The organism is Streptomyces sp. NPDC042002 (assembly GCF_055588305.1).
Genome location: NZ_JBVJCT010000059.1, coordinates 21,955 through 36,672, shown reverse-complemented (window position 1 = coordinate 36,672; position 14,718 = coordinate 21,955). Strand labels below are relative to the sequence as shown.

The 14,718-nt window shown below is 72.7% G+C and carries 12 protein-coding genes; 2 read left to right on the top strand and 10 right to left on the bottom strand.

Annotated elements, in window-relative coordinates:
• Positions 1-291: 291 nt before the first annotated feature.
• From ACZ6KY_RS40360 to ACZ6KY_RS40335, 6 genes are all read right to left on the bottom strand, one after another.
• On the bottom strand, positions 292-1,554 hold the full coding sequence (locus ACZ6KY_RS40360) for a hypothetical protein (RefSeq protein WP_469315237.1): 1,263 nt from the start codon (positions 1,552-1,554) through the stop codon (positions 292-294).
• A 62-nt stretch (positions 1,555-1,616) separates the two neighbouring features.
• The gene (locus tag ACZ6KY_RS40355; RefSeq protein WP_469315236.1) at positions 1,617-2,714 is read right to left on the bottom strand and encodes a hypothetical protein; all 1,098 of its coding nucleotides are present in this window, start codon (positions 2,712-2,714) and stop codon (positions 1,617-1,619) included.
• A gap of 17 nt (positions 2,715-2,731) precedes the next feature.
• Positions 2,732-3,712: a COG1470 family protein gene (locus tag ACZ6KY_RS40350; protein WP_469315232.1), complete on the bottom strand. Its 981-nt coding sequence runs from the start codon at positions 3,710-3,712 to the stop codon at positions 2,732-2,734.
• Between the two features lie 30 nt (positions 3,713-3,742).
• Positions 3,743-4,468 (bottom strand): LPXTG cell wall anchor domain-containing protein, encoded by a 726-nt coding sequence (locus tag ACZ6KY_RS40345; RefSeq protein ID WP_469315231.1) that lies wholly within the window; start codon positions 4,466-4,468, stop codon positions 3,743-3,745.
• A 315-nt stretch (positions 4,469-4,783) separates the two neighbouring features.
• Positions 4,784-5,347, bottom strand: a complete 564-nt coding sequence (locus ACZ6KY_RS40340) for an ATP-binding protein (RefSeq protein WP_469315230.1) — start codon at positions 5,345-5,347, stop codon at positions 4,784-4,786.
• A 299-nt stretch (positions 5,348-5,646) separates the two neighbouring features.
• The gene (locus ACZ6KY_RS40335) at positions 5,647-6,015 is read right to left on the bottom strand and encodes an STAS domain-containing protein (RefSeq protein ID WP_469315229.1); all 369 of its coding nucleotides are present in this window, start codon (positions 6,013-6,015) and stop codon (positions 5,647-5,649) included.
• Between the two features lie 238 nt (positions 6,016-6,253).
• On the opposite strand from ACZ6KY_RS40335, the gene ACZ6KY_RS40330 reads away from it, so the two are divergent.
• The gene (locus ACZ6KY_RS40330; RefSeq protein ID WP_469315228.1) at positions 6,254-7,165 is read left to right on the top strand and encodes an RNA polymerase sigma factor SigF; all 912 of its coding nucleotides are present in this window, start codon (positions 6,254-6,256) and stop codon (positions 7,163-7,165) included.
• Between the two features lie 252 nt (positions 7,166-7,417).
• On the top strand, positions 7,418-8,998 hold the full coding sequence (locus ACZ6KY_RS40325) for a ricin-type beta-trefoil lectin domain protein (RefSeq protein ID WP_469315227.1): 1,581 nt from the start codon (positions 7,418-7,420) through the stop codon (positions 8,996-8,998).
• Positions 8,999-9,157: 159 nt separating this feature from the next.
• Here ACZ6KY_RS40325 and hutI read toward each other — a convergent pair whose 3' ends face one another.
• Genes hutI through hutU form a run of 4 tightly spaced genes read right to left on the bottom strand, consistent with a single transcriptional unit; the run spans position 9,158 to position 14,653 of the window.
• Entirely contained in the window at positions 9,158-10,408 is a 1,251-nt protein-coding gene (gene hutI, locus ACZ6KY_RS40320; RefSeq protein ID WP_469315235.1) for an imidazolonepropionase, read from the bottom strand.
• The gene (locus ACZ6KY_RS40315) at positions 10,405-11,763 is read right to left on the bottom strand and encodes a formimidoylglutamate deiminase (RefSeq protein WP_469315226.1); all 1,359 of its coding nucleotides are present in this window, start codon (positions 11,761-11,763) and stop codon (positions 10,405-10,407) included. Before ACZ6KY_RS40315 ends, hutI begins: the two co-directional genes overlap by 4 nt.
• Positions 11,760-12,983, bottom strand: a complete 1,224-nt coding sequence (locus ACZ6KY_RS40310) for an allantoate amidohydrolase (RefSeq protein WP_469315225.1) — start codon at positions 12,981-12,983, stop codon at positions 11,760-11,762. Before ACZ6KY_RS40310 ends, ACZ6KY_RS40315 begins: the two co-directional genes overlap by 4 nt.
• A complete protein-coding gene (hutU, locus tag ACZ6KY_RS40305; RefSeq protein WP_469315224.1) occupies positions 12,980-14,653 on the bottom strand; it encodes a urocanate hydratase in 1,674 nt (557 codons plus the stop codon). The genes ACZ6KY_RS40310 and hutU overlap by 4 nt, the downstream gene beginning before the upstream one ends.
• Positions 14,654-14,718: the final 65 nt, after the last annotated feature.

The following is a 14,718-nucleotide window of genomic DNA, read 5'->3' as shown; positions in this document are numbered from 1 at the left end:
CTCGCCGTCGAGGCTCAGTCTGCGAGCCTGGCGGCCGACGGGCGCGGGGGCCGCGTCGGCCGGGGCGGCGCCGGGGGGGGGGGGGGGGGCCCCCCCCGAAGCCCCACCCCCCCCCACACCCCCAAACAAACCCCAACCCTCCCCCCCCCCCCCCCCCCCCCCCCCCCCCCCCCCCCCCCACCCCCCCACCCCCCCCCCCCCCCCCCCCCCCCCCCCCCCCCCCCCCCCCCCCCGTGTCCGCGGCCGGCCGGGGGCCGCGGGGAGGACCGGATCGAGGGACGCGGCCGGGGATCAGCGCGTCCGGCGGCCCGGCATGAAGGTGAAGACCGCGCCGCCCAGCAGGATGACCGTGCCCGCCACCAGTCCGAGCGCCTTGAGCGCGCTGTGGCTGTCGGAGCCCGTCTCCGCCAGGCCGCCGCTGGACGACGTACCGGCGGAACCCGAGCCGGACGAGGTGGACCCGCCGCCCGAGGCGCCGCTCGCCTGCTGCGAGGTGTCCAGGGTCAGGGAGACCTCCGACCTGGTCGGGGTGCAGGTCGTCGTCGTGCCCAGGGCCATCACCGTCAGCACGCCCGGGGACAGGGTCGACGTACCGGTCGCGCCCGGCTTGTAGGTGCCCGTCAGGTCGGGGACCTCGATCGGGTCGCCGGACTTGATCGGCGCTGAATTGGCGGGGCCCTCGACATGCACGGTGCCCTTGTCCGCGCCGCCGAGCGCCACCTCCATCGACGGCTTGACCGAGTCGGCGGGGATGTCGGCCGGGCTGTCCATCACGGACTTCTTGAACTGCACGGTGAGGTCGTAGTTCCCGCCGTTCTTCTTGGCGTTGATCTGCACGGGTGAGGTGGCGTTCTTGTCCCCGATGGGCGTCTTGCAGGCGTAGGGGACGGAGACCTCCTTGCCCGTGAAGTCGGTCTGCCCGCTGCCGGAACCGCCGGTGTCACTTCCTCCGCCGGTCCCGCTGCCGCTCGGCGACGGGGTGACCGACCCGCTCGGGGGCGGAGTGGGAGTCGGAGTGGGCGTCGGCGTGCCGCCCGTCCCGCCGCCGCTCGTCACCTTGATCGTCGCCGAGGAGTTCACCGTCTCCTTGGGCGTGCACTTGGTGTCGGTGGAGATCGGCTTGCTGACATTGATGTCGTACGCGTCCGGGGTGAGCGTGACGTCGCCCGCCGCCGTCAGTTTCAGCTTGCCCGTCATGTCGGACAGCTTCATGTCGCTGTTCTTGGGGATCGCGGGGTTCGTCCGCGGCCCCTCCATCGCGATGTCGGCCGTCTGCGCTCCGCCCGCCTTCAGCGTCCCGGTGGGCTTGACGGTGTTCGCGTCGAGGTCGAGGACATCGGGGTTCTTCGAGGCGGCCTGGGTGAACTTCCAGGTGATGGTGACCTCGTCGCCCACCTTCGCCTCGGCGGGCGCCGTGATCTCCACCTTCGTGGTGCCCTCCACGGCGGGCAGCCCGGAGATCGCGGGCGGAACGCATTCGGTCTTGTACGACACCTCGGCGGCCTGCGCCGGAGCGGCGGCCACCCCCAGCAGGATGCCCGCACCGCCGAGCATCAGCGCGACCCCGGCCGCGCCCGCTCTGCGTCCGGCGGCCGGTACCCCTCTCCGTTGCGTACTCACGTATGTCCCTTTCTCGTCTGCGTCGTCGGACCGTTCTCGTGCGGTGCGGAGAGCTGACCGTTCGCCGCGGTCCCGGGATCGTTGTCCGGGGTGAACCACGGCAGGGCCGGGACCGGGGAGGCCGAGGCGTCCGCCGGTGTCTGGGGAGCGGGGCCCGCCTTGGGCAGGCGCAGGGTGAGCTCGCTCAGCCGGAGACCCCGGTGCCGGCCGGCGCGCCCGGCCGACCTGCGCGGGCGCACCCGGTCCACCACGGCCATGCCGGCCCGGAACACCGCGGCCGGGACGACCACGCAGAGCAGGATCCAGAAGACGGTGACGCCCCAGGGGCGGCCCACGCCCCACGGCTGCTCGGCGAGCACCTTCCCGCCGTACTTCAGCGAGATCGTGTAGTCGCCGTGCGCCCCGGCCGACAGTTCGACCGGGAGCCTCATCTGCGCCTTGCGGCCGGGCGCGATGCTGCCGCGCCACTGCTGTTCCTCCCACTGCGGGGCGAACACCCCGTGGGAGGTGCCGACTCGGAAGACCGGGTTCTTCACCGGGGAGGTGCCGACGTTGCCGACCGTGAAGACGAGGGTGCGCGAGGGAGGTGAGCCGAACCAGGTCAGCAGACCGCTCGACCCGTCGAGCCGGGTGTCGGTCAGCACCGAGAGCCGGCCGCCGCCCTCCTCCTTCGGGAGCGGCGCGACCGAGTGGCCGGCCACCATGAAGACGGCGTCCGCCTCGGCCTTCTCGCCCGTGACGGTGGCGACATGCACCACGCAGGGGCAGGGCTTGGGCGGCTCGGCGACCGGCAGCTTCTTGCTGAAGCCGCCCTTGGCGTCGGTGGTGACGGCCCGCCCGTCGGCGTTGGCGCAGGAGTTGGTGCCGCCGATCACCCCGCGCGAGGGCACGGACTGCCCGCAGATCAGCATCATCAGCAGCACTCCGGGCCGCCATCCGCCGCCGGTCACGGTGACCGAACCGCCCGTCCCCGCCTCGGACTTGGACAACGTCACGCTCGGTCTTCCGGCGGCGGACGCCGGGACCACCGAGGCCGCTCCCGCCAACGGGACCAGGACGAGCGCCAGTACCGCCCCCAGTGCCGCGGTCCGCATCTTGCCGCCCAGGACGCTCACGACACCGCTCCCGTCAACTCGACTTCCGTGCGGGTCTGTTCACTTGCTCCGTCGGCCCGCGTACGGCGCCCGCGACGCCATGGCCCTCGCGTCCCGAGCCGCCCCCGACGCCGTACGACGAAGAAGGCGCCCACCGTCGCCAGGGCGCCCCCGGCCCCGGCCACCGCTCCCCACGGCACGAACCTGACCGACGCGGTCGCCGTCGCGCGCACGCCGCCCGCCGCCGTCACCGTCAGCCGCACGTCGGCCGCGTCGAGCGCCGGGGGGCCGGTCCACGGCTCGTGGAGCGTCACGCGGCGGCCCGGCAGGAGTTCGACGGGCAGGGGGCGCGGGGCGCGGTCCAGCAGGGTGCCGAAGACCCCGCCCGCGTGCACGGCGAGCCGTGGAGCGAGGACCGTGGTGCCGCGGTTGACCAGCTCGTAGGAGATCCGTCCGCCGCCCACCCTGACGTGCTCGACGGTCAGTGCCGACAACGTCGGCCCCGCCAACCGGAGTTGGATCCGGACCGCCGAGGTACGGCCGCCGCCGCTCGCGACGATCGCGCCGGGATGGTCGCCGGGCGCCGCGCCGGCCGGGACGCCGATGGTGAACGGCACGTCGGCGCGGGTGTGCGCCGGCACCCGTACGGACAGGTCCCGCACCGCGGTCCGGCGGCCGCCCGCGTGCCCGGCGAAGGCGATCCACGCGCCCGTGTCCGTCGGCCGTTCGCGCACGGTGAAGGCGCCGTCGGCGGTGTTGTCCGCGTCGGCGCCGCGCAGCTCGACGGTGAGGGGCCGCGCGCCCGGGTTGAGCACGGACACGGAGTCCTGGAGGACCGTGCCGGGCGCGCCCTCCGCGTAGACGGAGGGCCGCCCGTCGGCCGTGCCGCCCGCGGCCGGCACGACGGACCAGCCCTCGGCGGCCAGGGCCGTCGGTGCCGCGCTCAGCAGCACCAGGGTCAGGCCCAGCGCGCGGGCGGCGGGGAGTGCGTACGGCATGCGGCGGCTCCAGGTCGTGGTGCGGGAAGGTCAGCGGCGTACCGCCTGATGCCTGCGCGTCAGCCACAGCACGCCCGCCGCGCCCGCGAGCAGGACCGTGCCGCCGAGGGTGCCGAGGGCGATCACGGAGTCCTCGGGGCCGGTCTGCGGGAGGGAACCGCCGGAGTCGCTGCCGCCCTGGGTCCCGCTGGAACCCGAGGAACCCGAGGAACCCGAAGTCGACGAGCCCGAACCGCCGGCGGCGGTGACGTCGAGGGTCAGCGAGGGCTTGGGACTGTTCGAGGGGTTGCACGTGGTCGTGGTGCCGAGGGCCTTGATGGTGAGGACACCCGCGGTGAAGGTGACCTTGCCGGACTTCTTCGGCGTGTAGGTGCCGCTCAAGTCACTGATCTTGATGGGGGTGTTGGCGGGGATGGCGGCCGCGTTGGCCGGTCCGCTGACCGCCACCGTGCCGCTGTCCGCGCCGCCCACCTTGATGACGGCGCTCGGTGTCATCGCGCCCTTGCCGAGTTCGACCGGGCTGGAGGAGACACCCTTCTGCCAGGACATGGTGAGCTTGTAGGCGCTGCCGCTCTTGACGCCCTTGATGTCGATGGGCGAGACGGCGCTCTTGTCGCCGATCGGCGTCTTGCACTGGTAGTTGACGTCCACCACGTCGGCCTGGGCTGCGGGGGCGGCCATCAGCACCGCCGAGCCGGCCAGGGCCGCGGCGAACGCGAGCGCGGCGGTTCGTTTCTGGTACGTCCGGTACGACACGGGCCTGCCCCTCACTCCGACAACATCCTCGGCGATTTCTGACGGAACATCAGATCGGCCGTCAAGGTACGCCCGGGGACTTGTGGAGGGAAGACAAAGTGCGCGCCGGATCCACGGGGATCCGACGCGCACCGGGTGCCGCACGAAGAAGGGTTCGAACCGCGGGTAACCGAAGGCGGTCGCAGTGCGGGCAGTTCGCGAGGAACGTCCAGCCGCCGCCGGGGCAGCCGCCCGGCAGGGCGAACCCAGCGGCCAGGGCGAGTCGACCGGGGGCGGGCCGGCCCGCGCGGCGAGTTGGCCGAGCGGGGTGGAGGTCTAAGCGGGGGCGCCGAGTTCCGCCCAGACCGTCTTGCCGGCGACTCCGGGCGTCCGCACGACCCCCCAATCCAGGCAGAGCCGCTGCACGATGAACATGCCGTGGCCGCCGGGGCGCCCGGCGCGGTGCGGGGTGCGCGGGGCGGGCTGGCCGGCCCCCCGGTCGGAGACCTCGATGCGCAGCACCTTGTTGTCGCAGGAGATCCGGAGTTCGTCCGGGCCCTCGGCGTGCAGACAGGCGTTGGTGACCAGCTCGGAGACGACCAGCAGGACGTCCTCGGCGGCCGCCCGACGGTCGGCGCTCGCGGCGGGCAGCCAGCCCCACGCGTACAGCGCCTGCCGGGCGAAGTCGCGGGCGAGCGGCACGACGCCGCTCTCGCCGTCGAGGCTCAGTCTGCGAGCCTGGCGGCCGACGGGCGCGGGGGCCGCGTCGGCCGGGGCGGCGCCGGAGTCGGGCGTCGCGCCGTCCACGGGCGCCACGCTCCGCGCGGACACCGCGGAAGCGCCGCCGTCGCCCGACTCCGGGCCGCGGTCGCCCGGCGAGCAAGGCCGGGTGGTGCTCATCAGCGCTTCACCTCACCGATTCACCGGTTCACGATTCAAGACTCTCAAGACTCACTACGCAGTACTCAGCGGGCAGTGCTCAGTACGGATGGATCAACGGCTTTCGCCACTTGTGGATCAACGACTTCCGCCGCGCCGGCTGCCGACACGAGCGCTGCCGACGCATCCAGGATGTCTCCTGCCCGACGGAACCGTCCGAACACCCATTTTTTCGGCACGGAAACTGTGACGCGAGTAACGCGCCGATCACACAGGGGCATCTGGGACATTGGCGGCATCATGACCGAAGGCCCGCCGGATCAATCGGACAGGGCCGCTTCGAGCGTGTCGTGGACGGTGAAGACGGCCTCCGCCCCGGTGATCTCGAAGACCCGGGCCACCACCGGCTGCATCGCGGCCAGGTGGACACCGCCACCCGCGGCCTCGGCCTTCAGCCGGGCACCGAGCAGCACGTTCAGCCCGGTGGAGTCGCAGAACTCCAGACGGGAGCAGTCGACGACAAGTCGCGCGTACCCCTTTTCGAGGCAGCCCTCGAGTGGCTCACGCAACAAATCGGCCGTGTGGTGATCGAGCTCACCCGCGGGGGTCACGACGGCACTTGTGCCCTCTTCCCGCACCTCGACAAGAAGCCGGCCAGACTGTGCGCTGCCGACCGTCCCGCGGTCCATGCCGTCTCTCTCCCGAGCGTCGCGACTGTTGATGTACGCACTCGAACACTACGCCTTCTCTACGTGACCCGTCACCCGAACAACCCCCCGAAACTGGACATTTCACTACAGAGGGCACTTGCGGTGAGTTCGGGAAACCGGATAGGGCTAGTAGTGACAGCTATCCGACCCGGCCGGCTTTGGAGGCGCCGCACACCGCAGTGCACGTATCGGCATCGGCGGCCATATGCCGAGAACGATGGAGGACACCATGTCACCCCGGCTCGACGCATCGCAGACCCGGACGGCGACGTCGACACCTTCTCCGGAATCCCTGGAGCGCGTCGACGAAACCGGAACCGACGGACTCGCCGGACTTCCGGAGATCCCCCCGTACGACGAGGTGGGGCCGGTGGACGCACGGGCTCTGTCCAAAACACTCTTCGCGCGGCTGGAGTCGCTCGAAGAAGGCACCCACGACTACGCGTACGTCCGCAACACACTCGTCGAACTCAACCTCGCGCTGGTGAAGTTCGCCGCCTCCCGCTTCCGCTCCCGCAGCGAGCCGATGGAGGACATCATCCAGGTCGGCACCATCGGCCTGATCAAGGCGATCGACCGGTTCGAGCTGAGCCGCGGTGTCGAGTTCCCCACCTTCGCGATGCCGACGATCATCGGCGAGATCAAGCGCTTCTTCCGCGACACCTCCTGGTCGGTGCGGGTGCCCCGCAGGCTCCAGGAACTCCGGCTCGACCTGGCCAAGGCCGGCGACGAACTGGCCCAGCGCCTCGACCGCGCCCCGACGGTGGGCGAGCTGGCGGAACGGCTCGGCATCAGCAAGGACGAGGTCGTCGAGGGCATGGCCGCGTCCAACGCCTACACGGCCAGTTCGCTGGACGCCCAGCCGGAGGAGGACGACTCCGAGGGCGCGCTCGCGGACCGCATCGGCTACGAGGACAACGGACTGGAGGGCATCGAGTACGTGGAGTCCCTCAAGCCGCTGATCGCGGAACTCCCGCAGCGCGACCGGCAGATCCTCTCGCTGCGGTTCGTGGCGAACATGACCCAGTCCGAGATCGGCGACGAACTCGGCATCTCCCAGATGCATGTCTCCCGGCTGCTGTCGCGCACCCTCGTGCGACTCCGGAAGGGCTTGACCGTCGAGGAGTGACAGGACTTCGCGGCCCGCGAGGCCGCGCATCCGAGCGGTCCGGCGCCGACGGCACCGGACCGCTCCGTCTTCCGCCCGCCCCGGTCTTCGGAGAACTCCTGCGCCGCGCAGGGGAGTTCAACGTCGCTCCGCGAGGCATTCGGCTCTTCAGCTCTTTCCCCAAAAGGCCAACCCCGCCACTATGGGCACCCCAAACTGGCCGGTACGTCGGGACGGGACGAGCACGCACCAGGTGTGGGGAGGCGGACGGACATGGCGCAGGGTGACCCGGCCGACAGAGGCACCGCGGCCGAGGGCGACGGACTGCCCGCGGGGGCGTCCGACACACGGCTGACCGAACTGCTGCGCGCCGACTCCTCGACCGCGTACGCGGCCCTCCAGGAACTCCGCGCACGCCACCGCGCCTCGGTCCTCGCCTACGCCCGGCTGTGCACCACCGGTGAGTCCGGGGCCGAACAGCTCGCGGCGCAGACCTTCACCCTGGCGGCCCGTGAGACGGCGCGCGGCATCGACCCGAACGTCCCGTGGCGACACCAACTCCTGCTGCTGACCGGGCGGGTGGCCGCCTCATGGGCCCGGGACCAGCGGGCCGCGGGCCTCGACCCCGGTCTGCTCCTCGTCCTCAGCACGGCGGGCCCCGACGGTCCCGTACCGTCCCTGCTCCCCGCCTTCCAGTCCCTCCCGTCCCGCGCCCAGGGCCTCATCTGGTACGCGGTCGTGGAGCGCGAGCCCGCGGAACGGACGGCGGTCCTGCTCGGCCTGACCACCGAGGACATCACGTACGGCACGGACCAGGCACTCCAGTCCCTGGGCCAGGCCTGTCTGAGGTACCGGCTGGCCGCCTCCGACGATCCGCGCTGCGGAGACTTCCGCCGGCTGATCGAGGAGTCGGTGCGGCCCGGCAACCCCCGCTCCAGCGCCGACCTGCACGCCCACATGGCGCGCTGCGCGTACTGCTCGACCGCGTACGGGGAACTGACCGCCCTGCGCGACCATCCGCGCTCCGCCCTGGCCGAGGGCCTGCTGCCGTGGGCGGGTACGGCGTACGTCACGAACGACGTGTCCGGGGCCGGACCCGTCCCGCCCGGACCCCTCACCGCCGCGCGGGCGTCGGTGCTGCCCTGGCCGCCGTCCCGCCGGTTCGTCCTGACCTCGGCGGCGGCGCTCGGCGTGGCCCTGGCGCCGGTCCTGTTCCTGCTGCTCTCCTCGGGCGGCACGCCCTCCACGGACGCGGCGGGCTCGGTCTCCACACCGTCGGGCCCGCCTCCGGTGACCGTCACGGCCACCGTCCCGGCCACGCCGTCGGCCCCCACGCCGTCGGCCCCGCCCTCGCCCTCGGCGACCTCCGCGTCGCCCTCCCCGGTCCGCAGTTCGGCGCCGCCGAGGTCAGCGAGCCCGAAGCCGTCCCCGACCGTCGCGTTCCGCCCGCCGGGCAGCGCCTACGCCCAGGTGGTGAACGTCGCCTCGGGCCTGTGCCTGGACATCCGCGACGGCGATCTGGCGAAGGGCACGGACGTCGTCACGGCGCCGTGCTCCTCCTCCACCACCCAGCGCTGGCGCGTCGACACCGGCAGCGGTTCCCTCCGGTCGGCCGCCGGCGACGGTTTCTGCCTGGACAGCCGCGGCTCCGTCGACCAGGGCGTGGGCATCTGGGAGTGCTCCTCGCTCGACGGCGACCACGGCGACAACCTGCGGTTCACCGTGGACGGGGACGGTGTCGTCCGCCCGGCCGTGGCCATCGAGACGGCTCTCACGCCGGACGGCGACGACGGGCTGTCACTGATACCGCTGAACGGAGGCACGGGCCAGCGCTGGCGCACGGGCGCGACCTGACGGGCCTGCCCCTTCGGACCCCGTCGGACCCGTTCGCCCCGCTCCTCTGGCACCGCGTTCGGCCCGCGTTTCCTCGGATCCCGTTCCGTCGGCCCCGCGGGCCCGCCACCCTCGTGCAGCGGGCCCACGGACCGCCGGGTTCCCCGACCTCGCGGGTTCTCAGACCTCGCGGACGCCGCGCCGCCAGACGCCGGTGACCAGCGGGACGCCCGGACGGTAGGCGAGGTGGACGTGGCTGGGGGCGTCCAGCAGGGTCAGGTCCGCGTAGGCGCCCGGCGCGAGACGGCCTACGTCGTCCCGGCGCAGCGCCTTCGCGCCGCCGGCGGTCGCCGACCACACGGCCTCGTCCGGGGTCATCCGCATGTCCCGCACCGCGAGCGCGACGCAGAAGGGGACGGACGACGTGAAGGACGAGCCCGGATTGCAGTCGGTGGACAGCGCGACCGTCACGCCCGCGTCGATCAGCCGGCGGGCGTCGGGCCACTCGGCGCGGGTGGAGAACTCGGCGCCGGGGAGCAGGGTCGCCACGGTGTCGCCGCTCGCCAGGGCGTCGACGTCCGCGTCCGTCAGGTGGGTGCAGTGGTCGGCGCTCGCCGCGTCCAGCTCGACGGCGAGCTGGACTCCGGGGCCGTACGAGAGCTGGTTGGCGTGAACGCGCGGGTGCAGGCCCTTCGCCTTGCCCGCCGTGAGGATCGCCCGCGCCTGGTCGCCGTCGAAGGCGCCCTTCTCGCAGAAGACGTCCACCCAACGGGCGTACGGGGCACAGGCGTCGAGCATCTCGCCGGTCACCAGGGCGACATAGCCGGCCGGGTCATCGGCGTAGTCGGGCGGGACGATGTGCGCGCCGAGGTAGGTGACCTCGTCGGTGTGCGACGCGGCGATGCGCAGCGCGCGGGCCTCGTCCCGGACGGTCAGGCCGTAGCCCGACTTGGTCTCGAAGGTCGTGGTGCCCTGGCGGAGGGCTTCGCGCAGGTAGCGCGTGAGGTTGCGCTCCAGTTCCTCGTCGGAGGCGGCGCGGGTGGCGGCGACGGTGGTGCGGATACCGCCCGCGCTGTACGCGCGGCCGGACATCCGGGCGTTGAACTCCTCGGTGCGGTCACCGGCGAAGACCAGGTGCGAGTGGGAGTCGACGAAGCCCGGGAGCACCGCGCGGCCACCGGCGTCGACCCGGTTGTCAGTGGCGGGTGCTTTGCTTGATTCACCGGTCCACGCGACGCGGTCGCCGTCGATGACGAGCGCCGCGTCCTGGATCAGACCGAGCGGGGTTCCGTCACCTTGGGAGGGATCGTTGGTGACCAGACTGGCGATGTTGGTGATGACGGTCGTGCTGCTCATGGCGTCCTCATGGGTGGCGGGACTGCTGGTGATGGGCGTCGGGCGCGCGAGGTCGCGCCCGTGTCCGGGGGTCAGGAGCGCAGGGCCTGGACGGCGTCCGCGAGGGCTGCCGGCACATCCTGTACGAGGGTGTGCGCACCGTCGCGTACGACGTGCCGACCCGCCACGACCGTGTGCCGGACATCGGCCGCCGTGGCCGCGAATACGGCTGTCTCGGCGCCGAGGCGCGGCACCGGTCCCGCTGTTCTGACCGAGTCGAGGGCGATCGTCGTGAAGTCGGCGAGCGCGCCCGTCTCGATGCTGCCCGCGTCGTCCCAGCCGAGGGCCGCGTGGCCGTCGGCGGAGGCGGCGCGCAGCAGGGCGGCGGCCGTCCAGTGACCGCGGGTGCGGGTGCGCAGCCGCTCGTTGAGCTCCATCGCGCGGGCCTCTTCGAGGAGGTCGATGACGGCGTGGCTGTCGGAGCCGAGCGACAGGGGTGAGCCCGCGCGCTGGAGGGCGACGGCGGGGCCGATGCCGTCGGCGAGGTCGCGTTCGGTGGTCGGGCACATGCAGGTGCCGGTGCCGGAGCCGCCGAGCAGGGCGATGTCCTCGTCGGTGAGGTGCGTGTTGTGGACACCGGTGGTGCGCGGGCTGAGGACGCCGTGGTCGGCGAGCAGCCGGGTGGGCGTGCGGCCGTGGGCGGCCTGGCAGGCCTCGTTCTCCGCGGTCTGCTCGGACAGGTGCACATGGAGCGGGGCGCGCCGCTCCTCGGCCCAGCGCGCCACCGTGGCGAGCTGTCCGGCGGGCACGGCCCGTACGGAGTGGATCGCCGCGCCGATCCGTGCGTGATCCCGGTCCTTGAGAAGTGAACAGCGTTCCGCCCAGGCGTCGGCGGTGCCGTCGGAGAAGCGCCGCTGGTGCGCGTTGGGCGGCTGCCCGAAGCCGGAGGAGAGGTAGGCCGTGTCGAGCAGGGTGATGCGGATCCCGGCGTCGGCGGCGGCGGCGATGAGTGCCTCGCCCATGGCGTTGGGGTCGGCGTACGGGGTGCCGTCGTGAGCGTGGTGCACGTAGTGGAACTCGCCGACGGCGGTGACTCCGGCGAGCGCCATCTCCGCGTACACGGCGCGGGCCAGCGCGTGGTAGGTCTCCGGGGTCAGCCGGTCCGCGAAGGAGTACATGAGCTCGCGCCAGGTCCAGAAGGTGCCGGAGCCGACCTGGACGGTGCCGCGCAGGGCGCGGTGGAAGGCGTGCGAGTGGGCGTTGGCGAGGCCGGGGAGGGTGAGTCCGCGCAGGATCTCGGCGCCCGGCGGCGGGGTGTCGACGCCCGTGCGGACGTCGGTGACGCGGCCCGACGCCCCGGCTTCGGAGCCGCCGGCCGACACGGTCACGGCGACGCCCGGCTCGACGTTGGTGTCGAGCCAGGCGTGTTCCAGCCAGTACGTCTGCGTCACCTGCGGGCCAGCCCTTCGAGTACGTCGGCGAGTGCGGTCACCCCGGCCACGCAGTCGTCCTCGGCGGCGTACTCGGCCGGGGAGTGCGAGACGCCCGTGGGGTTGCGTACGAACAGCATGGCGGTCGGGACGGTGCCGGAGAGGATTCCGGCGTCGTGTCCGGCGCCCGTCCCCAGAACGGGGACGCTCAGTACGGCGTCCCGCTCCTTGCCCAGGATGCGGGCGAGTTCGTCACGCAGGGTGTGCTCGAACTCGACGACGGGGGTGAACGACTCGCGGACCACGTCGAGTTCGACGCCCTGCGCGTCCGCGTACTCGCGGGCCGCCTTCTCGACGCCGGTGACGACCGTGTCGAGGGTCGCCTGGTCGGCGGCGCGGGAGTCGAGCCAGCCGCGTACGAGGGAGGGGATGGCGTTCACGCCGTTCGGCTCGACCGCGATCTTGCCGAACGTGGCGACGGCGCCCGCGAGCCGGGCCTCGCGGCGGGCGGCGAGGACGGTCTCGGCGTAGGGCAGCATCGGGTCGTGGCGGTCCACGAGCCGGGTCGTGCCGGCGTGGTTGGCCTCGCCCCGGAAGTCGAAGCGCCAGCGGCCGTGCGGCCAGATGGCGCTGGCGATGCCGACCTGTTCGCCGCCGATGTCGAGGGCGCGGCCCTGCTCGACGTGCAGTTCGACGAAGGCGCCGATCCGGCCGAGTCGCTCGGGGTCGGGGCCGATGGCTCCGGCGTCGTATCCGGCCCGCTCCATGGCCTGCGGCAGGGTGATGCCGTCGGCGTCGGTCAGCAGGTGCGCCTGCTCGACGGTGAGCTGTCCGGCGGCCAGCCGGGAGCCGACGCAGGCGAGGCCGAACCGGGCGCCCTCCTCGTCGCCGAAGTTGACGATGGCGAGGGGCTTGGTGAACTCGGTGCCGCGGGCGCGGAGTTCGTCGAGCGCGGCGAAGGAGGAGACGACACCGAGGGGTCCGTCGAAGGCGCCGCCGTCGGGCACGGAGTCCAGGTGCGAGCCGGTGACCACGGCGTCCCCCGCGGTGGGGTCACCGAGCCAGGCCCACTGGTTGCCGTTGCGGTCGAGCTCGTAGGTGAGCCCGCGGGACTCGGCCTGCTGCCGGAACCAGGCCCGGCATTCGGTGTCGGCCCCGGTCCAGGCGAACCGGCGGTAGCCGCCGGAGGCGGAGCTGCGGCCGATCGGCAGCAGCTCCGCCCACATGCTGTGGAACGTCACGCGTCGTCACCCTCGCGGCCTTCGCGCATCGGGATGCGCACACCGCGCTCTTCCGCGACGGACTCGGCGATGTCGTAGCCGGCGTCGACGTGGCGGATGACGCCCATGCCGGGGTCGTTCGTCAGGACGCGGCGGATCTTCTCGCCGGCGAGCTTGGTGCCGTCGGCGACGGAGACCTGGCCCGCGTGGATGGAGCGGCCCATGCCGACGCCGCCGCCGTGGTGGATGGAGACCCAGGAGGCGCCGGAGGCGACGTTCACCATGGCGTTCAGCAGCGGCCAGTCGGCGATCGCGTCCGAGCCGTCGAGCATGGCCTCGGTCTCGCGGTACGGGGAGGCGACGGAGCCGCAGTCGAGGTGGTCGCGGCCGATGGCGAGCGGGGCGGCGAGTTCGCCGGACGCCACCATGTCGTTGAAGCGCTCACCTGCCTTGTCGCGCTCGCCGTAGCCGAGCCAGCAGATACGGGCGGGCAGGCCCTGGAAGTGGACGCGCTCGCCGGCCAGCTTGATCCAGCGGTGCAGCGACTCGTTCTCCGGGAAGAGGTCGAGGATCGCCTTGTCCGTCTTGTGGATGTCGGAGGCCTCGCCGGACAGGGCCGCCCAGCGGAAGGGGCCCTTGCCCTCGGAGAAGAGGGGGCGGATGTAGGCGGGGACGAAGCCGGGGAAGGCGAAGGCGCGGTCGTACCCGGCGAGCTGGGCCTCGCCGCGGATGGAGTTGCCGTAGTCGAAGACCTCGGCGCCGGCGTCCATGAAGCCGACCATGGCCTCGACGTGCTTCGCCATGGACTCGCGGGCGCGGGTGGTGAAGCCCGCCGGGTCCTTGGCGGCCGCGTCGGCCATGTCGTCGAACTCGATGCCGACGGGGAGGTAGGCGAGCGGGTCGTGGGCCGAGGTCTGGTCGGTCACGATGTCGATGGGGGCACCCTCGGCGAGCATCCGCGGCAGCAGCTCCGCCGCGTTGCCGAGCAGGCCGATGGAGAGCGGCTTGCGCTGGTCGCGGGCCTCGACGGCGAGCTGGAGGGCGTGCTCCAGGGAGTCGGCCCTCACGTCCAGGTAGCGGTGCTCGATGCGGCGCTCGATGGCGCGCGGGTCGACGTCGATACAGATCGCGACGCCGTCGTTCATCGTCACGGCGAGCGGCTGGGCGCCACCCATGCCGCCGAGGCCGGCGGTCAGCGTGATCGTCCCGGCGAGGGTGCCGCCGAACTTCTTCGCGGCGACGGCGGAGAAGGTCTCGTAGGTGCCCTGGAGGATGCCCTGGGTGCCGATGTAGATCCAGGAACCGGCGGTCATCTGGCCGTACATGGTGAGGCCGAGGGCCTCCAGGCGCCGGAACTCCTCCCAGTTCGCCCAGTCGCCGACCAGGTTGGAGTTGGCGATGAGGACGCGCGGGGCCCACTCGTGGGTCTGCATGACGCCGACGGGGCGGCCGGACTGGACGAGCATCGTCTCGTCCTGCTTCAGCGTCCGGAGCGTGCGGACCATGGCGTCGAAGGAGCGCCAGTCGCGGGCGGCCTTGCCGGTGCCGCCGTAGACGACGAGCTTGTCGGGGTGCTCGGCGACCTCGGGGTCGAGGTTGTTCTGCAGCATCCGCAGGGCGGCTTCCTGCTGCCATCCCAGGGCGCTCAGTTCCGTACCGCGCGGCGCTCGGACGGGGCGGGGTCCTGACATGGTCTGCCTCCTAGCGAACTGTTGCTGTAGATATTCACATCCTGGCTCTTTGAATAGAGCTAGTC